Origin of the sequence: Acetobacterium sp. UBA5834 (assembly GCF_002435675.1) — a bacterium.
In the GTDB taxonomy this organism is placed as follows: Bacteria; Bacillota; Clostridia; order Eubacteriales; family Eubacteriaceae; genus Acetobacterium; species Acetobacterium wieringae.
Genome location: NZ_DJGY01000009.1, coordinates 1 through 20,867 on the forward strand (window position 1 = coordinate 1; position 20,867 = coordinate 20,867).

Here is a 20,867-nt window from a genome sequence, read left to right on the forward strand (position 1 = left end):
GAAGATGTTTTCTCAATCACTGGTCGAGGAACTGTTGCAACCGGACGTATCGAACGTGGGGTTGTTAAAGTTGGTGAAGAAGTCGAAATCGTTGGTATCCACGACAGCCGAAAAACCGTTGTAACCGGAATCGAAATGTTCCGTAAATTACTGGACGAAGGTCGTTCTGGCGACAACGTTGGTGCATTACTGCGTGGTGTTGACCGTACTCAGATCGAACGTGGTCAGGTACTGGCTAAACCAGGCTCCATCAAACCACATACCCACTACATGTCAGAAGTCTATGTCTTAACCAAAGAAGAAGGTGGACGTCATACCCCATTCTTCGATGGCTACCGTCCACAGTTCTACTTCAGAACAACTGACGTAACTGGTGTCATCAAATTACCAGAAGGCGTTGAAATGGTAATGCCTGGTGATAACGTACAAATGGAAATCACCCTGATCACCCCAATCGCAATCGAAGAAGGTTTACGTTTTGCGATTCGTGAAGGTGGCCGTACTGTTGGTTCTGGTGTTGTTGCCAAAATGCTGGAAGACTAATAACAGAGCAAATACAGACTAAATAAATGTCTTATGGATATTTAAATTAGCAACCCACATAAAAATCAACCGTCCTTTTTGGGGCGGTTTTTTTATTTGGATATTGTTAAAATTATAAGTTAGTGATAAAATGATTGCTTAGAGAAAATGATAAATTGATATCAATAAGCAGTATGGATAAGTTGAAAATTGCTGGCTGCAATTGGAAAGAAGTGAAAAATGATTAGACTCTTAGTAGACAGTATGTGTGATCTGCCAAAAGATTATGTAAATCATCCCAACCTGGATATGGTTTCATTAAATGTGATTATTGAAGGGGTGGCTTATCGGGATAAACGGGAAATTGATTTGGACGGCATGAATAAATTCATGGCCCGGGGAATCGTGCCAACCACATCCCAGGTGAATCCGGGGGACTTTCTGGAATACTTTGAAGAATGCGCCAAGAACAATCAGGAATGCCTGTATCTGGCTTTTACCTCTAAACTATCGGGAAGTTATGAGACGTCGCGCCTGGTTCTAAAAGAAGTGATGGAAAAATATCCCGATTTCAAATGTCGGATCGTTGACAGCCTCCACAGTGGCGGAAGCATTGGTCTGATTGCGGTTGAGTTGTTGAAATTGATTGATCAGGGCAAAGATCTTGATTATCTGGCTGCTGCGGCGCTAAAATTTATTCCCCATGCTCATTTTTATTTCAGCATTGAAGACCTTAACTGGCTTTATATGGGGGGGCGGGTATCTAAGGGTACAGCAGTAGTTGGCGGTTTCTTAAAAATTCATCCAATCGTTTCAGTGGAAGAAGGGGAGCTAAAAATCATTGGCAAATCCCGGGGGCCTAAGAAAGCGCAAAAGACGATTATTGATAAAACGGCTGAGAACATTGTAGGCTATCTGGATCAACACGTTGGCATTGCATTTAACGGCTCGATGAAGCCGGTGGAGGAATACGAGGCGGCACTTCGTTTGATGGGTGTTAAAAATATTGAACCCGTACCGATCGGCTGCGTGTTGGCTGCTCATTTGGGACTTCAGGGGACGGGTATTTATTTTTTTGACACGGCGCCGGAGACAATCTTGAAGCAAGAAGAAAAAAATTGAAAATTGTTGTAAAATATGAAAAAACGCTTGCCAAAGGCGTTTTTTTCTTGTATAATGTGAAAGGTTGACACTCTGCGATGAAGTGAGAGGTTGCTGTCGCCTTAGGCAGGTTTTTCCCATGGAGTATGTCACGATCTTAGAATCGGACGACAACCACGAAAATCATGATTTTTATGCAAAATGATCCGTCATTTTGCTAAAAAAATAATGATGAAACACCCGGATGGGTTGACGAGTGGTTGGAGTACCTAAATGACGAGTAAAAATTGATAAGGAGGTAAAATTTAGGTATGGCAAAACAAAAAATTAGAATCAGATTAAAAGCGTTTGATCACAAACTGTTGGATCAATCCGCTGAACGAATTGTGGAAACAGCAAAGAGAACAGGTGCGAGCGTTTCTGGCCCCGTGCCACTGCCAACAGACAAAGAAATCATTACAATTCTGCGAGCAGTACACAAGTATAAGGATTCCAGAGAACAATTTGAAATGCGCACTCACAAACGGTTGATTGACATTTTAAACCCAACACCAAAAACCGTAGACGCATTAATGCGATTGAACTTACCAGCAGGCGTTGATATAGAAATCAAACTATAAGCCCCAATTGGTATTATGATTGCAAAGCAATCCAATGATATTTAGGAGGAAATAATGAAAAAAGCGATTATCGGACGAAAAATTGGAATGACTCAGATTTTCACAGAAAATGGAACAGTAATTCCAGTAACTGTAGTTGAAGCAGGGCCCTGCGTTGTGCTTCAAAAGAAAACCATCGAAACTGACGGATATGAAGCAGTGCAATTAGCATTTGGCGAAGTGAAAGAACGACGCATGACAAAACCGCTAAAAGGTCACTATGATAAAAACAGTGTCGAGTATAAAAAAGTAATCCGGGAATTCAAACTTGACGATTATGCAAGTTATGAAACCGGTCAATTAATTCAGGCTGATGTGTTTGAAGCTGGCGAACGTGTGGATATTTCAGGAACTTCAAAAGGTAAGGGATTCCAGGGGGTTATTAAACGACATAACCAATCCCGGGGACCAATGGCCCATGGTTCAAAATATCACCGTAGCCCAGGTTCCATGGGAGCATCTTCTTCGCCTTCACGAGTATTCAAAGGCAAGAAACTTCCGGGCCAGATGGGAAACAAAAATGTAACTGCAGTTAATTTGGAAGTTGTTAAAGTCGATGCAGAGAACAATGTACTTTTAATCAAAGGTGCAGTACCAGGCATTCGAGGAGCACTTATTACAATTAAAAGCAGCGTTAAAGCATAAAAAAATCAAGCCTGAAAGGAGGAAATCAAATGCCTAAAATTGATGTTTTAGATGTAAAAGGAAATGTTGTTGGTGATGTCGAATTAAGCGAAGGAATCTTCGGAATCGAACCCAACGAACATGTAGTACATGAAGTAGTGGTCGCACTGCTTGCAAATAGACGACAGGGAACACGTTCCGCCTTGACTCGATCAGAAGTCCGTGGCGGTGGTCGAAAACCCTGGAGACAAAAAGGAACAGGCCGGGCTCGAGCCGGTACCATCCGATCTCCATTGTGGAAGGGTGGCGGTGTGATCTTTGCACCAAAATCAAGAGATTACAGCAAAAAGGTTAACAAGAAAGTTAAAGCTTTAGCAATGAAATCTGTTTTCTCGGCAAAGGCTCAGGACAACGAACTGCGGGTTCTGAATCAATTGGTGATGGATGCTCCAAAAACCAAAGAAATGGTAGCGGTGCTGAACAATATCAACGCTCAAAAAGCCTTGATTGTACTGCCGGAAAACAACGAAGCGATTATCCGCTCCGCAAACAATATTCCTAAAGTTGCAACAACGACAGTCAGTGAATTAAACGTCTATGATATGTTGAAATATGATGTATTGATCATGACTCAGGAATCATTACAAAAAATTGAGGAGGTATACGCATAATGAAAAATCCTCGCGATATTATTATCAAGCCGATTATTACCGAACGTAGTATGGCTGACGCTGAAGAAAAAAAATTCACATTTAAAGTGGACAAACGAGCGAATAAAATTGAAATCAAAAATGCAGTTGAAGTCATTTTTGGTGTTGAAGTTGAAAAAGTAAGCACCATGAACATGAAGGGTAAACTGAAAAGAACCGGACGTTTCGTTGGTCGCAGATCAGACTGGAAAAAAGCAATCGTAAAATTGACACCGGCAAGTAAGGGTATTCAATTCTTCGAAGGCGTATAAGCAAAAACGAGACTACAACCCGAGAAGCATACAAAAAAGGAGGTAGCGATTAATGGGTATTAGAAAGTATAAACCAACGTCCCCAGGACGTAGAAATATGAGCGTCAATACATTCGAGGAAATTACCAAGCACGAGCCTGAGAAATCCTTATTGAAGCCACTTAAAAAACATGCTGGTCGTAATGCATATGGACGCATTACTGTTAGACATCATGGTGGTGGAGCGAAACGAAAATACAGAATTATTGACTTCAAACGAAATAAAGACAATATTCCCGGAAAAATTGCCGGAATTGAATATGATCCAAACAGAAGTTCAAATATAGCACTGGTTCACTATGCAGATGGTGAAAAACGTTATATTATTGCGCCACTTAAGTTAAAGGTTGGAGATGTTATTTTCTCTGGACCGGAATCAGATATTACCATTGGTAACTGTCTGCCACTCAAAAACATTCCCGTTGGTACAACGGTTCACTGTGTTGAGTTAAAAACTGGAAAAGGCGCTCAAATGGTGCGTTCTGCCGGTGCCAGCGCTCAGCTGATGGCGAAAGAAGGAAACTACGCAACATTGCGATTGCCTTCAGGCGAAATGCGACTGGTTCGAATTGAATGTCGAGCTACCATTGGTCAAGTTGGAAATCTGGATCATCAGAATGTCCGGATTGGTAAAGCGGGTCGTACCCGACACATGGGGATCCGCCCAACCGTTCGTGGTTCGGTAATGAATCCCAATGACCATCCACACGGTGGTGGTGAAGGACGTGCCCCGATTGGACGTTCTGGCCCAGTTACACCATGGGGTAAACCAGCACTTGGTTATAAAACACGTAAGAAAAACAAGCCTTCCGATAAATATATCGTAAGAGCCCGAAACAAAAAATAAGCACTCAACCATATAAGATAACGAACCGAGAGGAGGTTGAATAATGGGTAGATCACTTAAAAAAGGACCTTATGTTGACGAAAAGTTACTTAAACGTATCGAAGCAATGAACGAAAAAGGTGAAAAGAACGTGCTGAAGACCTGGTCAAGAAGCTCCACACTTTTCCCACAAATGGTAGGACACACCATCGCCGTACATGATGGCAGAAAACATGTTCCAGTTTATGTTACCGAAGATATGGTAGGGCACAAACTTGGAGAGTTTGCACCGACCAGAACCTTTAGAGGTCATGCTGGAGAAAAGAAATCTAAATTAAGATAGCCAGAAGGAGGTATACGAATGGAAGCAAGAGCGACAGCTAAATATGTACGTGTTTCATCCAGAAAGGCTAAGTTAGTGGCTGATTTAATTCGAGGCAAAAGCATTGGAGAAGCATTAAGTATTCTAGCATTAACACCAAATAAAGCAGCGAAAATAATTGACAAAGTTGTAAAATCTGCTTTGGCAAATGCTGAAAATAATTTTAACATGAATCCTGAAAACTTATATATCGATCAGATTTATGCAAATCAGGGTCCAACACTAAAACGATTCAGAGCGGGTGCACAGGGACGTGCAACAATCATTCGAAAAAGATCGTCTCATATTACAGCCGTATTAAAAGAAAAAGAGTAAGGAGGGCATAGATGGGTCAAAAAGTCAATCCTCACGGATTAAGAGTTGGCGTTATTAAGGACTGGAATGCAAAATGGTTTGCGAACAACAAGGATTTTGCAGATTGTTTAATTGAAGACTATGATATTCGTAAATATATAAAAGTAAATCAATACCAGGCGGGCATTTCTAAAATTGTCATCGAACGTTTTGGTAACAAGGTAAAGATTCATATCTATACAGCAAAGCCAGGCATGATCATTGGTCGTGGTGGTGCAGGTATCGATGCGTTGCGTCTTGAACTTGAAAAAATGACCAAGAAAACCGTTTTTATCAACATCGTTGAAGTTAAAAATGTTGATATGGACGCTCAATTAGTGGCCGAAAACATTGCTGCTCAGCTGGAACGACGAATTTCTTTCCGACGGGCAATGAAGCAAACCATGCAACGAACCATGAGAGCTGGCGCTAAGGGTATTAAAACTGCTGTTGCAGGCCGTTTAAACGGTGCTGAAATGGCACGAAACGAACATTATGCCCAGGGTCAGGTTCCCCTTCAAACCCTCCGAGCTGATATTAGCTATGGCTTTGCTGAAGCTGATACCACCTATGGTAAATTAGGTGTAAAAGTTTGGGTCAATAAAGGCGAAATTTTAACTGGACGTGAAGATATTTTAGCCGTCACAGCTGAAGACGACGCAAAAGCTAAAAAAAGCGCACCCCGCCGAAAAGCTCCTACTAACAGGACAGAAAACTAAGAGAGGAGGCCAACGCATATGTTAATGCCTAAACGTGTAAAACGTAGAAAACAACATAGAGGTCGTATGAAAGGAAAAGCGCTTCGTGGTAACAAAATCACTTACGGAGATTTCGCTATTCAAGCATTGGAGCCAGCATGGATTACTGCTAATCAGATCGAAGCTGCCCGTATTGCCATGACCAGATATATTAAAAGAGGTGGCCAGGTTTGGATTAAAATATTCCCAGATAAACCTGTGACACAAAAACCAGCAGAAACTCGAATGGGTTCCGGTAAAGGATCTCCTGAGTATTGGGTTGCAGTGGTAAAACCAGGTAGAGTAATGTTTGAGATTGCCGGAATTTCTGAGGAAGTAGCTCGGGAAGCCATGCGTCTTGCGCAACATAAATTACCAATCAAAACGAAATTTATCACTCGTAAAGATCAGGAAGCACAAGAAGTGGGTGATGAAGCATGAAACCAAGTGAATTAAGAGAATTAACAACGATCGAACTTGAAGCAAAATTGGGTGATCTGAAGGAAGAATTATTCAACCTCAGATTTCAACATGCGACTGGCCAGTTGGAAAACCCCATGCGGATTAAAGAAGTTAAGAAGACTTATGCACGGATCAAAACAATTATCCAAGAACGTGTCATGAAGTCAGATGAAGCATAATAAACCAATAGATAAGGAGGTTTAGCTTATGGAAGAAAGAGGTTACAGAAAAACTCGAATCGGTAAGGTTACCAGCGATAAAATGGATAAAACCATTGTTGTAGCTGTTGAAAGTTTTGTAAAACATCCGCTTTACACAAAACGAGTTAAGCACACTGTAAAGTTCAAAGCCCATGACGAACAAAACGAATGTAATATCGGTGATACCGTTAAAATAATGGAAACAAGACCACTCAGCAAAGACAAACGCTGGAGATTAGTAGAAATCGTAGAAAAAGCACTATAAGTCAATGTGCGGAAGGAGGTATTTCGGATGATTCAACAAGAAACGAGACTGAAAGTAGCAGATAATACCGGTGCAAAGGAATTACTGTGCATCCGAGTTCTTGGTGGTTCCGGTCGTCGATATGCAAATATCGGGGACATTATCGTGTGTGCTGTTAAAAGTGCTGCACCCGGTGGCGATGTTAAAAAGGGCGACGTTGTAAAAGCCGTTGTCGTACGAACAAAGAGCGGAATCAGAAGAGACGATGGCAGTTACATCAAATTTGACCAGAATGCAGCGGTTCTAATAAAAGATGATAAAAACCCAAAAGGTACACGTATTTTTGGACCTGTCGCACGAGAATTACGGGACAAGAAATACATGAAAATCGTATCTTTGGCTCCTGAAGTACTTTAAGGAGGAAATGAAAGATGCATGTAAAAAAAGATGATATCGTAATGGTAATTTCCGGTAAGGACAAAGGAAAAAAAGGAAAAGTGATTCAATCTTATCCTAAAGATGGAAAAGTCCTTGTGGAAAATGTGAATATGGTTACTAAACACCAGAAACCAACACAGCAAATGCAACAGGGTGGAATAATCCGTCAGGAAGGGCCAATTCAGGCTTCCAATGTATTAATTTACTGTGCAAAGTGTGATAAAGGCGTTAGAACCGGTCATAAAGTTCTAGGTGACGGAAAAAAAGTCAGATTTTGTAAAAAATGTAATGAAACATTTAATAATTAATTTCGGGAAGGAGGACCAATATGCCCAGATTAAAAGATAAATATCTAACCGAAGTAATTCCAGCATTGATGGAAAAATTTCAATATAAAAACATCATGGAAGTTCCTAAACTCGAAAAAGTTGTGATCAACATGGGTTTGGGAGATTGCAAAGACAATTCCAAAGCTTTAGAAGCCGCCGTGATCGACCTTGGAATTATTGCCGGCCAAAAACCAGTGATCACTAAGGCAAAAAAATCAGTAGCTAACTTTAAAGTCCGAGAAGGCATGAACATTGGAGCGAAAGTAACTTTGAGAAGTGATCGTATGTACGAATTTACGGACAAGTTATTCAACGTTGCCCTTCCTCGAGTACGTGACTTCAGAGGTTTGTCCAACAAATCCTTTGACGGACGTGGTAATTATGCTTTTGGTATAAAAGAACAGCTCATTTTCCCTGAAATTGATTATGACAAGGTTGAACAAGTCCGCGGCATGGATATCATGTTTGTCACAACGGCAAAAACTGATGAAGAAGCTCACGAACTGTTAAGACTGCTTGGCATTCCATTCAGTAGAGCATAAGGAGGACGGTACAGTGGCAAAAAAAGCGATGAAAGAAAAGCAACAACGCAAAGCAAAATATTCAACTCAGGCGTATACACGCTGCCGAATTTGTGGGCGACCACATTCTGTTTTACAGAAATTTGGCATTTGTCGTATATGTTTCCGAGAATTAGCATATAAAGGCGAAATCCCTGGCGTAAGAAAAGCAAGCTGGTAAAAACAAACTGGCAAAGAAAAGGAGGTACCGAGTATGGTTATGACTGATCCTATTGCGGATATGTTAACACGCATCAGAAATGCAAATGATGCAGGTCATAAAACAGTTGAGATGCCTGCTTCAAAAGAAAAGAAAGCAATTGCTCAAATTCTTTTAGAAGAAGGTTATATTACTAAAGTTGATTACATCGCTGATGAAAAGCAAGGCGTAATTAAAATTACACTCAAATACGGAGAAAACAAAAGTCGTGTCGTTGCAGGCATCAAAAGAATCTCCAAACCAGGTTTAAGAGTATATGCCGGTAAAGACGATGTGCCAAAGGTATTAAATGGCCTGGGCATCGCTATCGTTTCTACATCAAAAGGCGTAATGACAGATAAAAAAGCAAGAAAAGCCGGCGTTGGCGGCGAAGTGATATGTTACGTTTGGTAACAAATTAAGACAGGAGGTAAAAAGATGTCAAGAGTAGGAAAAGCACCCGTTGCGATCCTCCCAGGAGTCGACATTAAAAAAGACGGTCAGACTTTGACAGTCAAAGGTCCATTAGGACAACTAGTTAGAACTTTTCATCCTGATGTCATCATCGATGTCCAAGATAGCGAAGTCGTTGTCACCCGACCATCTGAAAGTAAGCTGCATAAATCGCTTCACGGTTTAACCCGAGCTTTAATTCAAAACATGGTTACTGGTGTCAGCACCGGCTTTACACGAACCCTGGAAATCAGTGGAGTAGGGTATAGAGCAGAAAAAAAAGGCAACAAGTTAGTCATGAATTTAGGGTACTCACATCCCGTTGAGATGGAAGATCCTGAAGGCGTGGAAGCTGTTCCAGAAACTAATACTAAAGTCGTAATCAAAGGCATTAGCAAAGAAGCCGTTGGCGCACATGCCGCCAATATTCGAGCGAAACGCCCACCAGAACCTTACAAAGGTCATGGCGTACGATATTCTGACGAAGTAATAAGACGTAAAGAAGGTAAAACAGGTAAATAACCTGCTAGCCCGTCAAAGATGATGAAGGGAGTAAAACTCGATGATTAAGAAACCCATTAAAAATAAAATACGTGTTGCACGTCACTATCGGGTCCGAAACAAAGTTTCCGGAACAGAAATGAGACCACGTTTAAACGTATTTAGAAGTAATAAAAATATTTATGCTCAAATTATAGATGATACTAAAGGTATCACACTGGTTTCTGCTTCTTCCAATGACTCTGATCTTAAAGGTCAACTGTCAAAAGGTGGAGATAAAGCAGCAGCTAAAGCCGTAGGTCAGGCAATTGCCAAACGTGCTCTTGAAAAAGGCATCGAAGCAGTGGTATTTGATCGAGGCGGTTACGTATATCATGGTAGAGTAAAAGAATTGGCTGACGGCGCTCGTGAAGCCGGCCTGAAATTCTAAGTAAAGGAGGTCATTTGATGCAAAACAAAAAAATCGATCCAAGTACATTAGATTTGAAGGAAAAAGTCGTTGCCATCAACCGCGTAACTAAGGTTGTTAAAGGTGGTCGTAACTTCAGATTCAGCTGTCTTGTGATTGTTGGAGACGAAAACGGTCATGTTGGCGTCGGTAAAGGAAAAGCAATGGAGATTCCAGATGCGATTCGTAAAGGTATCGATGCAGCAAAAAAATCATTAATCAAAGTGCCAATGGTTGGAACAACTATTCCTCACTTAGTTAATGGTGAAGCTGGTGCAGGTCATGTATTACTGAAACCTGCCGGAAAAGGTACTGGCGTTATCGCCGGCGGACCTGTCCGTGCAGTATTGGAATTAGCTGGTATCAGAGATATTCGTACTAAATCTTTAGGATCAAACAATGCCCGTAACATGGTTAATGCTACAATGGCAGGCCTTGCTGAACTGACTACACTTGAAGAAGTAGCAGCTAAACGTGGTAAAAAACCTGAAGAAATTTTAGATTAGGAGGAATCATTATGGCTAAGCAATTAGAAATTACACTAAAGAAAAGTTTAATTGGTCGTAACCCCAAACAACGGGCTACTATCCAAGCTTTAGGCCTGAAGAAAATCGGCCAGACCGTAACTCATAATGATACCCCTCAGATTCGCGGCATGATTCATCGTACTGACTTCATGCTCGAAGTAAAAGAAGTATAGGAGGTGTCAATATGAAGTTACATACTTTAAGTCCAGCCCCAGGTTCAAAAAAGGCACCCAAGAGAAAAGGACGCGGTACTGGTTCTGGTCTTGGAAAAACAGCTGGTCGTGGACAAGATGGACAAAAATCACGTTCCGGTGGTGGTGTTCGACCAGGTTTCGAAGGTGGACAAATGCCCTTGGCACGTCGTTTACCGAAACGTGGTTTTTCAAACGCCCGATTCAAAAAAACTTTTGCAATTGTCAATGTGGGAGAACTGAATGCATTTGATGCAAATACAGTGATTACCCCGGAACTGTTGCTGGAATACGGATTTATCCGCAAATTAAATGATGGCCTGAAGATCCTTGGAAACGGAGAAGTTGAAAAGGCATTCACCATCAAAGCACATAAAATCAGCAAATCAGCTGAGGAGAAAATTCTCGCTGGAGGAGGAAAGGTAGAGGTGATCTAGTATGGTCTCTACCTTGAAGGATGCTTGGAAAATTCCAGATCTACGACGAAAGATAATAATTACGTTAGCACTGCTGTTTGTATATCGTTTGGGATCCTTCATACCCGTTCCCTTTATTGATACCGAACAGTTAAGTCAACTCGTCAGTGATAGTGGAATTTTTGGTCTGTTTGATATTATATCTGGTGGTAACTTTGGTAACTTTACTATTTTTGCCATGAGTATCACCCCGTATATTAATGCTTCAATTATCATGAACCTTCTGGCATTTGCAATTCCAGCTTTGGAAGCACTACAAAAAGAAGGCGAAGAAGGAAGAAAAAAACTGGCTCAGTATACGCGTTACCTTACCATTATTCTGGCGCTGATTCAGGCACTGGGAATGAGCTTATCCTTCGGAGACTTGCTAATTGAAAAAACACCATTTACCGTCTTTACGGTTGTATTATGTATTACAGCAGGGACTGCGTTTTTAATGTATCTGGGCGAGCAAATCACTGAAAATGGTATCGGCAACGGTATCTCTTTGATTATCTTTATCAGTATCATTTCCCGTATTCCATCTGCAATCGGCCAAATGTATCAATATCTGACGATTGGAACCTTAAATATCATCACCCTGATTGTTTTTCTGGTTTTCATTGTGGTGGTTATCTTTGGTGTGGTGGCAGTTCAGGAAGGGCAACGACGTATCCCGGTTCAGTATGCAAAACGGGTCGTTGGCCGAAAAATGTACGGCGGACAAACTACCCATATTCCCATGCGTGTGAATATGGCAGGCGTTATTCCGGTAATCTTTGCCAGTTCGTTAACGTTATTCCCAGCGACACTTGCCAGTTTTTTTCCGACATCGGCTTTTGCAAACTTTATTTCAACCTATTTTGCCTGGGGATCCTGGCTCACTAATATTATTTATATCACACTAATAATTGCGTTTACCTATTTTTATACAGCTGTAACATTTAATCCGTTTGATATCGCAGAAAATATCAAGAAACAAGGTGGTTATATTCCTGGGATCAGACCGGGAAAACCAACCGTAGAATACTTGTCGAGAATTATGAACCGATTAACATTATTTGGTGGCGTCTTTTTAGCGATCATTGCTGTTATTCCTATTTTTGTAGGTAATTTTATGGGTGTCAATCTTCAATTCGGCGGAACAAGTTTGCTGATTGTAGTTGGGGTAGCCCTTGAAACGGTTAAGCAGATTGAAGCAGAAATGATGATGAGACACCATCAGGGATTTTTAAAATCTTAAAATGAACTGGAGTTAAGTGAAAAATGAGAATTGTATTATTAGGACCTCCGGGAGCTGGCAAAGGGACACAGGCAAAACGAATTTGTGAAACTTATGGTATCCCGCATATTTCTACCGGAGATCTCTTTCGAGAAAATATGAGCAAAGATACGCCGCTCGGAAAAAAAGCTAAAGAGTATATGGCACAAGGTCTTTTGGTTCCGGATGACTTAGTTGTTGATATGGTTGAAGATCGGTTGACACATGAAGATGTATTGGCGGCTGGCTATGGCTATTTGCTGGATGGATTTCCACGAACGGTTCATCAGGCGGAAGCTTTATGTCGAATCAATGCCAAGCGTGATTGCGAGTTGGATTTTGCAATTAATCTTGATGTGCCCTTTGATATTTTGATTGAACGGGTTTCAGGCCGTCGGATCTGTCCGACATGTCATGCAACCTATCATATCAAGTACAGCAAACCCAAGGTCGAAGGTGTCTGTGATTTAGACGGAACACCCTTATACCAACGGGAAGATGACAAAGTCGAAACCGTAAAGAAACGAATTGAAGTATATCAAGATCAGACAGAACCATTAATCGAGTTTTATGAAGACAAACAAAAGATCATTAATATTAATGGATTGCAACATATGAAGGACGTTTTTGATAATATCGAAAAAATCCTAAGTGGAGTTAATTAAAGATGATAACCATAAAATCCCAAAAGGAAATTGATCTAATGCGCCATGCCGGAAAGATTGTGGCAGGCGCACACGCCTTAGTAGAAACAATGATCAAGCCTGGGGTAACAACACAAGAACTGGACTATGCAGTTGAAAAGTATATTCGTGATGCCGGAGCAGTTCCAACATTCAAAGGCTATGGTGGATTCCCAAACTCAATTTGTGCTTCAATTAATGAAGTGGTTGTCCATGGGATTCCTGAGAAACGACGTTTGCAGGATGGTGACATCATCAGTATTGACATCGGAGCTACATTTAAGGGTTACGTTGGTGATGCGGCGGTGACGCATGGCGTCGGGACGATTTCCGATGAAGCAAAAAAGCTGATTCGAGTCACCCGGGAGTCCTTTTATAAGGGCATTGCCTATGCCAGGGATGGCTATCGCTTGTCGGACATTTCGAATGCGATTCAAAAATATGTTGAGGACAACGGTTTTTCAGTTGTCCGGGACTATGTCGGTCATGGTGTTGGAAAACAAATGCACGAAGATCCACCAATTCCTAACTTTGGACCCAAAGGTCGAGGACCGCGGCTACGACAAGGAATGACATTAGCCATTGAACCAATGGTCAATGCCGGAACTTATGACGTTGTTACGTTAAAAGATGGATGGACGGTGGTAACCACTGACGGCAAGCTTTCTTCACATTACGAGCACACCGTTCTGATTACCGGAACCGGTGATCCCGAACTGCTGACAGTACTATAAGTTGGTGTTTGGATGAATGAATATAAAGTTGGACAGGTGGTTCGTTCAAAAGCTGGCCGGGATAAAGGTCAGTATATGGTGGTTATTGAAGTGGTGGACGAACAGTTCGCCATGTTATCAAATGGAAAGCTTCGAAAAGTGAGTAATCCAAAAAAAAAGAAGGTCAAACACTTGGCGAAGACGAATCACATAGCCACAGATATTCGTGATAAAATATTAAATGGAAAAAATGTAACTAACGCTGAGATTAGAAAAATACTCGAGTCCTATCACATGCCTGATGGTATTGGGGATGAGAATCGTGAGGAGGTTTGATCAATGGCCAAAAAAGATGTTATCGAGGTAGAAGGCTCAGTGATTGAGTCATTACCAAATACTATTTTCTTAGTAGAATTGGAAAATGGACATCAGATAACTGCGCATATTTCGGGAAAACTTCGTATGAATTACATCAGAATTTTACCCGGAGATAAAGTAGTTGTTGAATTATCCCCATATGATTTGACCCGCGGGCGTATCGTATGGCGTGGAAAAGGGAAATCATAAAGGAGGCATACAAATGAAAGTTAGACCATCAGTTAAACCTATTTGTGAAAAATGCAAAATTATTAAGAGAAATGGTCGTGTTATGGTAATTTGTGAAAATCCAAAACACAAACAAAAACAAGGTTAAACCGTCGAGTCCAGAAAAAAAGAACATGGCCGCGGCAATTTTAGTCATGTTCATGATATAAAACACCCTGGGTTTTAATTTCGTTACGTCACTAACTTGATTAATTTACCAGCATTTAGAAAATAATTAGGAGGTACACACCCTATGGCAAGAATTGCCGGAGTCGATTTACCCCGAGATAAGCGGGTAGAAATTGGATTAACTTATATTTACGGTATTGGACATTCAACATCGCTGGAAATCTTAAAAGCTTTAAATATTAATCCAGATACCAGAGTTAAAGATCTTACTGAAACTGAAGTAAATGATCTGCGAAATACGATAGACAAATACACCGTTGAAGGTGACCTTCGTAGAGAAGTCAACTTAAACATCAAACGACTGATCGAAATTGGATCTTATAGAGGATTACGTCATCGTCGAGGACTTCCTGTTAGAGGGCAAAAGACAAAAACGAATGCCAGAACTCGAAAAGGTCCGAAACGTCTCGTAAGCAAAAAGAAATAAGGAGGGCTAAAGAATGGCAGTTAAAAAAGCACGAAGAAAAGTTAAAAAAATTAAAAAGAATATCGAACGTGGCCAGGCCCATATTCAATCTTCTTTCAACAATACGATTGTTACCATTACTGATATCTCCGGAAATGCTCTTTCATGGGCAAGTTCTGGTGGATTAGGCTTTAAAGGATCACGTAAAAGCACCCCTTTTGCATCTCAAATGGCTGCAGAGGAAGCGGCTAAAGCTGCTATGGAGCACGGTCTTAAAAGTGTTGAAGTTTTAGTCAAAGGCCCTGGTTCCGGACGTGAGGCTGCAATTCGGGCCTTACAGGCGGCGGGATTAGAAATTACCCTGATCCGTGATGTAACGCCTATTCCACATAACGGTTGTCGACCACCTAAGCGACGACGAGTATAACAGGAGGGCGAAAAAATGTCAAGAAATATAGAAGCATCATGCAGACAATGTAGACGTGAAGGTGCAAAACTGTACCTGAAGGGAGAACGTTGTTATTCTACAAATAAATGTGCGTTTGAAAGACGACCAACACCACCAGGCCAACACGGTAAAAGACGAACAAAATTATCAGAATATGGTCTTCAGTTACGAGAAAAACAAAAGGCAAAACGTATTTACGGTGTCCTTGAAAAACAATTCCGTGGCTATTTTGAAATTGCTGAAAAGCAAAAAGGGATCACCGGTCACAACTTATTGATCCACTTAGAATCACGTATGGATAATGTTGTTTATCGACTGGGTCTGGCAACCTCCCGTAAAGAGGCCCGTCAGTTGGTGGATCATGAACATTTCCTGGTTAACGGTAAAAAACTGAACATTCCTTCTTACATCATGAAAGAAGGCGATGTCATTGAAGTTCGACCAAAAAGCAAAAAATCACAAAAATTCAAAGATATTTTAGAAACGACTGAAAATCGAACCATGGCCTCATGGTTATCGAGAGATGTTGACACACTATCAGGAAAAGTCATTGGCAGACCGGCAGTAGAAGACTTAGATGTCGAAATTGCTGAACATCTTATTGTTGAATTGTATTCTAAATAGGCTACATGTTCGGGAACCAATTAACCCTCATGTTAATGTATGGATTATAAATAAGTAGGAGGGTCTGATAAATGATCGAATTCGAGAAACCAGTCATCGAAATTGTTGATAAAAAAGACGACGATACTTACGGGCGGTTTGTCATTGAACCTTTAGAACGGGGATATGGAACCACCCTTGGTAACAGTCTGAGACGAATAATGCTGTCATCCCTGCCGGGTGTGGCAGTCACATCAGTAAAAATAGAAGGCGTCTTGCACGAATTCTCTACCATTCCAGGAGTTAAAGAGGATGTTATTGAAATCCTTCTGAATCTCAAAGGTTTGGCAGCTGAAATTTATACCGATGAGCCCAAAGTTATTTACATTGAAGCTTCAGAAGAAGGTGAGATCACCGCTGGTGATATCATTGCTGACTCTGATGTCGATATCCTTAATCCGGAAATGCACATTGCTACCTTGTCCAAGGGGTTTACTCTGAACATGGAAATGCGCATTGAAAAGGGTCGAGGCTATGTAGCAGCAGATAAAAATAAATATCCGGGTATGCCGATTGGAACCATCCCGATGGATTCAATCTTCTCTCCGATTATCAAAGTTAATTTTCTAGTTGAAAACACCCGAGTCGGACAAATCACCGATTTTGATAAATTAACCATCGATATCTGGACCGATGGAACCACAACCCCGGAAGAAGCACTCTCTTTAGCTGCGAAGGTGTTAAGTGAACATCTCAACCTGTTTATTAACTTGACCGAGCATGCCACCACGGTGGAAATCATGGTGGAAAAAGAAGAAAGTGAAAAAGAACGTATTCGCGAAATGTCCATCGAAGAATTGGAGCTTTCAGTAAGATCCAGTAATTGTCTGCGACGGGCGAATATCGATACAGTTGAAAAATTAACACAACGAAGCGAAGAGGACATGATTAAAGTCCGTAACCTCGGTCGTAAATCCCTGAATGAAATCAAGCACAAACTAGCAGAAATTGGATTGTCCTTGAGTCAAGAAGAAGAAAAGGCAAAGGAGTAACACTATGGCGGGATATCGAAAACTAGGCCGTCCCTCTGATCAAAGAAGAGCATTATTGCGTAATCTTACCACTGCCCTTTTAGAACACGGTAAAATTGAAACAACCGTAACCAGAGCGAAGGAAGTAAAAAGAATTGCAGATAAAATGGTCACTTTAGGTAAAAGAGGCGACTTACATGCCAGAAGACAGGCAATTTCATATATCACTCAGGAAGCAGTGGTAAAACAATTGTTTGACGAAATTGCACCTAAATATACTGAACGAAACGGTGGCTACACACGAATTTACCGTGTTGGACCACGTCGTGGCGACGGCGCAGAAATGGCGATAATTGAATTAGTATAATTTAAGAGGCATACAGGGGATTAAGATGTTATTGACGCTTAATCCCTTTCTTGTATTATAAAGTTAATTAACACCAAAGAAGGTGATTACACGTGACAATGGATAGTAAAAATAGAATGATTGACGTGCAGGATGTATATTTCAAATATCCTCATAATAACGAAAATGAATCAGTCGTAGCCTTGGATGGCGTCAGTTTACATATTGAAAAAGGTGAATTTGTCGGAATCATTGGACATAATGGTTCGGGGAAATCCACCCTTTCCAAATTACTCAATGCGATTATCTTTCCCACCCAGGGTGATGTAATGGTCAGTGGGCTCAATACCAAGGATCATGAAAACCTGTGGACGATTCGTCAAACTGCCGGAATGGTATTTCAAAACCCCGACAACCAGCTGGTCGCAACGATCGTCGAAGAAGATGTGGCTTTTGGTCCTGAAAATTTGGGTGTACCACCCCAAGAAATCAGAGAACGGGTAGATCGGGCTTTAGCAGTGGTCGAAATGCAGGCCTATGCCCATCAGAAACCCCATCAATTGTCGGGTGGTCAGAAACAGCGGATTGCGATCGCCGGGATTCTGGCGATGGAACCCGAGTGCATCATATTTGATGAACCCACAGCGATGCTGGATCCGTCGGGACGACGGGAAGTGATGGAAACCATCAAGCGCCTTAATCGCGATAAAGACATGACGGTTATTCATATCACCCATTTTATGGAAGAAATCGTCGATGCGGATCGGATCATCGTGCTGGATAAAGGTAAGGTGGTCATGGAAGGAAAACCCCGGACGATCTTTAAACAGGTAAAACGGCTCAAAGAAATCGGCCTGGATGTACCCCAAATGACGGAGTTGGCGTATGAACTGCGAAGTGCCGGACTTGAAATTGCGGACGATGTATTAAGCATCGAGGAAATGGTGGATGCCTTATGTCAGTAGAAATAAAAAATCTTTCCCATACCTATTCAGAGGGTTCACCCTTTGAATTCAAAGCTCTCAAGGAGATCAATTTAACCATCGAAGACGGTAGTTTTATTGGCATCATCGGCCACACTGGTTCGGGTAAATCGACGCTGATTCAGCATCTCAATGGATTACTAACTCCTACTTCCGGAACTGTTCTAGTCGATGGAAAAGATATTTTCGAAACAAAAAAAGCCCAACTAATTCAGCTCAGACACCAGATTGGCCTGGTCTTCCAATATCCGGAACACCAATTGTTTGAGGAAACCGTCCAAAAAGATGTCGCTTTTGGCCCCAGAAATCAGGGACTCACTGAGGACGAAATTGATCAGCGGGTCAGACAATCAATTAAGATGGTTGGTCTTGATTTTGATGCAATCAAAGATAAGTCGCCCTTTGAATTATCCGGGGGACAGATGAGGCGGGTCGCGATAGCTGGTGTTCTTGCGATGGAACCTGCAGTACTGATTCTCGATGAACCAACCGCTGGCCTTGATCCCCGAGGACGGGAAGAAATATTGGCTCAGATCAAATCATTGCATAGTCAAAAACAGATAACCGTTATTCTGGTGTCCCATAGTATGGAAGATATTGGAAAAATGGTCGATAAAATTCTGGTTATGAATGAAGGGGAAGTTGTTTTTTACGATACACCCAATCGTGTGTTTACGGAAATTTCTACCCTGGAGAGCATTGGACTGGCGGTACCAGAGGTAACCTATCTGATGCGGCGACTCAAAGAAAAGTATCCAGAAATTAGAGAAGATATTTTTACGGTGGAAGCAGCCAAAAAAGAAATTCTCAAAGTTGTAAGAGGATAATAAAATGTTAAAAGATGTTACAATTGGCCAGTATTATCCAACCGGGTCGGTGATCCACAAATTAGATCCGCGAACGAAGATACTGTTTACCACAGCATTTGTTGTGATGTTGTTTTTTTTGAATAACCTGTGGGGGTATCTTGCCACATTTGTCATACTGGTAACCATCACCCTGTTATCTAAAATCCCCGTGGGGTATATTATCCGGGGAATTAAAGGATTAGTCCTGATTATTATGCTGACGGTGGTTCTGAACCTGTTTATGACGCCGGGAACGGTCGTGGCAACGTTGGGGCCACTGACAGTTACATTGGAAGGATTAAAAGTGGCAACCTATATGGCGCTGCGCTTGATTTTCTTGGTGGTTGGTACCAGTATTATGACACTAACGACCTCGCCGATTGATTTAACTGACGGGATGGAGTGGTGTATGCGATATATTCCCTTCGTCCGACGATATGCGCATGAGTTAGCGATGATGATGTCGATAGCGCTGCGCTTTATCCCAACATTGATGGAAGAAACCGAGCGAATCATGAAAGCCCAAAAAGCCCGGGGGGCGAATTTTGAAACTGGAAATATTATTTCCCGGGCTAAGAATTTGATCCCAATTTTAATTCCCTTGTTTATATCTGCATTTCGAAGAGCGGATGAGCTGGCTACAGCCATGGAAGCACGCTGCTACCGGGGGGGCGAAAACCGAACCCGGATGAAGCAATTGGCTTTTGAATTCCGGGATGGTGCCAGCCTGGTATTGATGTTTGTAATGATCGTGGGGCTTTATCTGACCACCTGGATTCAAATACCGCTATTATTTCCGGTCTAAGAATTAATATCGAGTAATGAAAAATATCCAATTAATCATCTCTTATTGTGGTACCAGGTATTGTGGTTGGCAGATACAACCCAATGGCGTGACCATCCAGGAAGTAATTATCAATGCAATCCGAGAGTTGACGGGCGAAACGGTCAATCTGATTGGATCTGGTCGAACCGATGCGGGCGTTCATGCTTTGGGGCAAAGTGCCAATTTTCTTACCCGATCAACAATTCCGGCAGAGGCATTTTATCGGGCGTTGAACACCAGATTGCCGTCAGATATTCGCATTGTCGGCAGTCGAGAGCGAACGCTTGACTTTCATAGCCGTTATCATGCCAAGGGGAAGAGTTATATCTATAAGATTTATGAGAGTCCGGTTGACAGTCCCTTTTACTCGGATCTGGCGTTTCATGTCAGCCGTACCCTGGACTGGCAGGAAATGAAGGAGGCCGCATCCTATTTTATCGGTGAGCATGATTTTTCCGCCTTTATGGCAAGTGGCAGTTCGATCAAAACAACGATCCGCACCATTGAAGAAATTTCATTTGATAAAAAGGGTGACCTTTATGAAATGACATTTCGGGGTAATGGCTTTCTCTACAATATGGTCCGGATTATGGTCGGAACCCTTTACGAAGTCGGCTATCAGCGGCGGAAACCCGAGGACATCGCTACAATCATTAAAAGTCTGGAGCGCAGTCAGGCTGGGATAACGGCTCCCGCCCAGGGGCTTTACTTAAAGGAAGTCTATTATTAAAAATAAAAACACACAACGGCATAA

At 41.7% G+C, this 20,867-nt stretch carries 38 protein-coding genes; all 38 read left to right on the top strand.

The window, feature by feature from the left end; genetic code table 11:
• The coding region (locus B3F51_RS01435; protein WP_286945086.1) for an EF-Tu/IF-2/RF-3 family GTPase at positions 1-543 on the top strand (543 nt) is incomplete at its 5' end.
• A 219-nt stretch (positions 544-762) separates the two neighbouring features.
• On the top strand, positions 763-1,644 hold the full coding sequence (locus B3F51_RS01440; protein WP_286945088.1) for a DegV family protein: 882 nt from the start codon (positions 763-765) through the stop codon (positions 1,642-1,644).
• Between the two features lie 290 nt (positions 1,645-1,934).
• A complete protein-coding gene (gene rpsJ, locus B3F51_RS01445; RefSeq protein WP_014357213.1) occupies positions 1,935-2,243 on the top strand; it encodes a 30S ribosomal protein S10 in 309 nt (102 codons plus the stop codon).
• Between the two features lie 54 nt (positions 2,244-2,297).
• The gene (gene rplC / locus B3F51_RS01450; protein ID WP_286808979.1) at positions 2,298-2,927 is read left to right on the top strand and encodes a 50S ribosomal protein L3; all 630 of its coding nucleotides are present in this window, start codon (positions 2,298-2,300) and stop codon (positions 2,925-2,927) included.
• A gap of 29 nt (positions 2,928-2,956) precedes the next feature.
• Positions 2,957-3,577 (top strand): 50S ribosomal protein L4, encoded by a 621-nt coding sequence (gene rplD / locus B3F51_RS01455; protein WP_148637297.1) that lies wholly within the window; start codon positions 2,957-2,959, stop codon positions 3,575-3,577.
• Positions 3,577-3,867 carry a 50S ribosomal protein L23 gene (gene rplW, locus B3F51_RS01460; RefSeq protein WP_148637298.1) on the top strand — a complete coding sequence of 97 codons (291 nt, stop codon included), beginning with the start codon at positions 3,577-3,579 and terminating at the stop codon, positions 3,865-3,867. The genes rplD and rplW overlap by 1 nt, the downstream gene beginning before the upstream one ends.
• 52 nt (positions 3,868-3,919) lie before the next feature.
• Positions 3,920-4,753, top strand: coding sequence for a 50S ribosomal protein L2 (gene rplB / locus B3F51_RS01465; protein ID WP_070369933.1), 834 nt, complete (start codon positions 3,920-3,922; stop codon positions 4,751-4,753).
• A gap of 43 nt (positions 4,754-4,796) precedes the next feature.
• A complete protein-coding gene (rpsS, locus tag B3F51_RS01470) occupies positions 4,797-5,075 on the top strand; it encodes a 30S ribosomal protein S19 (RefSeq protein WP_070369934.1) in 279 nt (92 codons plus the stop codon).
• A gap of 18 nt (positions 5,076-5,093) precedes the next feature.
• The gene (gene rplV, locus B3F51_RS01475) at positions 5,094-5,429 is read left to right on the top strand and encodes a 50S ribosomal protein L22 (protein ID WP_041669084.1); all 336 of its coding nucleotides are present in this window, start codon (positions 5,094-5,096) and stop codon (positions 5,427-5,429) included.
• Between the two features lie 11 nt (positions 5,430-5,440).
• On the top strand, positions 5,441-6,166 hold the full coding sequence (gene rpsC, locus B3F51_RS01480) for a 30S ribosomal protein S3 (protein WP_070369935.1): 726 nt from the start codon (positions 5,441-5,443) through the stop codon (positions 6,164-6,166).
• 18 nt (positions 6,167-6,184) lie between these two features.
• Complete coding sequence (gene rplP, locus B3F51_RS01485) at positions 6,185-6,625, top strand: 50S ribosomal protein L16 (protein ID WP_026393630.1); 441 nt, start codon at positions 6,185-6,187, stop codon at positions 6,623-6,625.
• Complete coding sequence (rpmC, locus tag B3F51_RS01490; RefSeq protein ID WP_070369936.1) at positions 6,622-6,825, top strand: 50S ribosomal protein L29; 204 nt, start codon at positions 6,622-6,624, stop codon at positions 6,823-6,825. Before rplP ends, rpmC begins: the two co-directional genes overlap by 4 nt.
• 28 nt (positions 6,826-6,853) lie before the next feature.
• Positions 6,854-7,111: a 30S ribosomal protein S17 gene (gene rpsQ, locus B3F51_RS01495; protein WP_070369937.1), complete on the top strand. Its 258-nt coding sequence runs from the start codon at positions 6,854-6,856 to the stop codon at positions 7,109-7,111.
• 27 nt (positions 7,112-7,138) lie between these two features.
• On the top strand, positions 7,139-7,507 hold the full coding sequence (gene rplN / locus B3F51_RS01500) for a 50S ribosomal protein L14 (protein ID WP_026393627.1): 369 nt from the start codon (positions 7,139-7,141) through the stop codon (positions 7,505-7,507).
• Positions 7,508-7,521: 14 nt separating this feature from the next.
• Positions 7,522-7,836, top strand: coding sequence for a 50S ribosomal protein L24 (gene rplX, locus B3F51_RS01505; RefSeq protein ID WP_070369938.1), 315 nt, complete (start codon positions 7,522-7,524; stop codon positions 7,834-7,836).
• A gap of 20 nt (positions 7,837-7,856) precedes the next feature.
• Complete coding sequence (gene rplE / locus B3F51_RS01510; RefSeq protein WP_286945096.1) at positions 7,857-8,399, top strand: 50S ribosomal protein L5; 543 nt, start codon at positions 7,857-7,859, stop codon at positions 8,397-8,399.
• A 13-nt stretch (positions 8,400-8,412) separates the two neighbouring features.
• Positions 8,413-8,598 carry a type Z 30S ribosomal protein S14 gene (locus B3F51_RS01515; protein WP_084504860.1) on the top strand — a complete coding sequence of 62 codons (186 nt, stop codon included), beginning with the start codon at positions 8,413-8,415 and terminating at the stop codon, positions 8,596-8,598.
• A gap of 33 nt (positions 8,599-8,631) precedes the next feature.
• Positions 8,632-9,030, top strand: coding sequence for a 30S ribosomal protein S8 (gene rpsH, locus B3F51_RS01520; RefSeq protein ID WP_026393624.1), 399 nt, complete (start codon positions 8,632-8,634; stop codon positions 9,028-9,030).
• A 24-nt stretch (positions 9,031-9,054) separates the two neighbouring features.
• A complete protein-coding gene (gene rplF / locus B3F51_RS01525; protein WP_286945099.1) occupies positions 9,055-9,591 on the top strand; it encodes a 50S ribosomal protein L6 in 537 nt (178 codons plus the stop codon).
• Positions 9,592-9,631: 40 nt separating this feature from the next.
• On the top strand, positions 9,632-10,000 hold the full coding sequence (rplR, locus tag B3F51_RS01530) for a 50S ribosomal protein L18 (RefSeq protein ID WP_026393622.1): 369 nt from the start codon (positions 9,632-9,634) through the stop codon (positions 9,998-10,000).
• A gap of 17 nt (positions 10,001-10,017) precedes the next feature.
• Positions 10,018-10,524: a 30S ribosomal protein S5 gene (rpsE, locus tag B3F51_RS01535; protein WP_186894490.1), complete on the top strand. Its 507-nt coding sequence runs from the start codon at positions 10,018-10,020 to the stop codon at positions 10,522-10,524.
• Between the two features lie 11 nt (positions 10,525-10,535).
• Positions 10,536-10,718 carry a 50S ribosomal protein L30 gene (gene rpmD, locus B3F51_RS01540; RefSeq protein ID WP_286945103.1) on the top strand — a complete coding sequence of 61 codons (183 nt, stop codon included), beginning with the start codon at positions 10,536-10,538 and terminating at the stop codon, positions 10,716-10,718.
• A gap of 11 nt (positions 10,719-10,729) precedes the next feature.
• Positions 10,730-11,173: a 50S ribosomal protein L15 gene (rplO, locus tag B3F51_RS01545; protein WP_286945105.1), complete on the top strand. Its 444-nt coding sequence runs from the start codon at positions 10,730-10,732 to the stop codon at positions 11,171-11,173.
• A 1-nt stretch (position 11,174) separates the two neighbouring features.
• The gene (gene secY / locus B3F51_RS01550) at positions 11,175-12,434 is read left to right on the top strand and encodes a preprotein translocase subunit SecY (RefSeq protein ID WP_286945107.1); all 1,260 of its coding nucleotides are present in this window, start codon (positions 11,175-11,177) and stop codon (positions 12,432-12,434) included.
• 23 nt (positions 12,435-12,457) lie between these two features.
• Positions 12,458-13,117, top strand: a complete 660-nt coding sequence (locus B3F51_RS01555) for an adenylate kinase (RefSeq protein WP_070369947.1) — start codon at positions 12,458-12,460, stop codon at positions 13,115-13,117.
• Positions 13,118-13,119: 2 nt separating this feature from the next.
• Complete coding sequence (map, locus tag B3F51_RS01560) at positions 13,120-13,869, top strand: type I methionyl aminopeptidase (RefSeq protein ID WP_286945108.1); 750 nt, start codon at positions 13,120-13,122, stop codon at positions 13,867-13,869.
• Between the two features lie 12 nt (positions 13,870-13,881).
• Positions 13,882-14,184 (top strand): KOW domain-containing RNA-binding protein, encoded by a 303-nt coding sequence (locus B3F51_RS01565; protein ID WP_070369949.1) that lies wholly within the window; start codon positions 13,882-13,884, stop codon positions 14,182-14,184.
• A gap of 3 nt (positions 14,185-14,187) precedes the next feature.
• Positions 14,188-14,415 carry a translation initiation factor IF-1 gene (gene infA / locus B3F51_RS01570; RefSeq protein WP_070369950.1) on the top strand — a complete coding sequence of 76 codons (228 nt, stop codon included), beginning with the start codon at positions 14,188-14,190 and terminating at the stop codon, positions 14,413-14,415.
• A gap of 13 nt (positions 14,416-14,428) precedes the next feature.
• Positions 14,429-14,542 carry a 50S ribosomal protein L36 gene (gene rpmJ, locus B3F51_RS01575; protein ID WP_013382261.1) on the top strand — a complete coding sequence of 38 codons (114 nt, stop codon included), beginning with the start codon at positions 14,429-14,431 and terminating at the stop codon, positions 14,540-14,542.
• Positions 14,543-14,686: 144 nt separating this feature from the next.
• Positions 14,687-15,049 (top strand): 30S ribosomal protein S13, encoded by a 363-nt coding sequence (rpsM, locus tag B3F51_RS01580; RefSeq protein WP_070369951.1) that lies wholly within the window; start codon positions 14,687-14,689, stop codon positions 15,047-15,049.
• Between the two features lie 13 nt (positions 15,050-15,062).
• A complete protein-coding gene (gene rpsK, locus B3F51_RS01585) occupies positions 15,063-15,455 on the top strand; it encodes a 30S ribosomal protein S11 (RefSeq protein WP_070369952.1) in 393 nt (130 codons plus the stop codon).
• A gap of 15 nt (positions 15,456-15,470) precedes the next feature.
• Positions 15,471-16,100 carry a 30S ribosomal protein S4 gene (rpsD, locus tag B3F51_RS01590; RefSeq protein WP_070369953.1) on the top strand — a complete coding sequence of 210 codons (630 nt, stop codon included), beginning with the start codon at positions 15,471-15,473 and terminating at the stop codon, positions 16,098-16,100.
• Positions 16,101-16,171: 71 nt separating this feature from the next.
• Positions 16,172-17,131, top strand: a complete 960-nt coding sequence (locus tag B3F51_RS01595; RefSeq protein WP_286945111.1) for a DNA-directed RNA polymerase subunit alpha — start codon at positions 16,172-16,174, stop codon at positions 17,129-17,131.
• 4 nt (positions 17,132-17,135) lie between these two features.
• Positions 17,136-17,477 (top strand): 50S ribosomal protein L17, encoded by a 342-nt coding sequence (gene rplQ, locus B3F51_RS01600; RefSeq protein WP_026393609.1) that lies wholly within the window; start codon positions 17,136-17,138, stop codon positions 17,475-17,477.
• 98 nt (positions 17,478-17,575) lie between these two features.
• Positions 17,576-18,421 carry an energy-coupling factor transporter ATPase gene (locus B3F51_RS01605; RefSeq protein ID WP_070369955.1) on the top strand — a complete coding sequence of 282 codons (846 nt, stop codon included), beginning with the start codon at positions 17,576-17,578 and terminating at the stop codon, positions 18,419-18,421.
• Positions 18,412-19,266, top strand: coding sequence for an energy-coupling factor transporter ATPase (locus tag B3F51_RS01610; RefSeq protein WP_070369956.1), 855 nt, complete (start codon positions 18,412-18,414; stop codon positions 19,264-19,266). Before B3F51_RS01605 ends, B3F51_RS01610 begins: the two co-directional genes overlap by 10 nt.
• A 4-nt stretch (positions 19,267-19,270) precedes the next feature.
• Positions 19,271-20,092, top strand: coding sequence for an energy-coupling factor transporter transmembrane component T family protein (locus B3F51_RS01615; protein ID WP_286945113.1), 822 nt, complete (start codon positions 19,271-19,273; stop codon positions 20,090-20,092).
• A 16-nt stretch (positions 20,093-20,108) separates the two neighbouring features.
• Entirely contained in the window at positions 20,109-20,843 is a 735-nt protein-coding gene (gene truA, locus B3F51_RS01620; protein ID WP_286945115.1) for a tRNA pseudouridine(38-40) synthase TruA, read from the top strand.
• Positions 20,844-20,867: the final 24 nt, after the last annotated feature.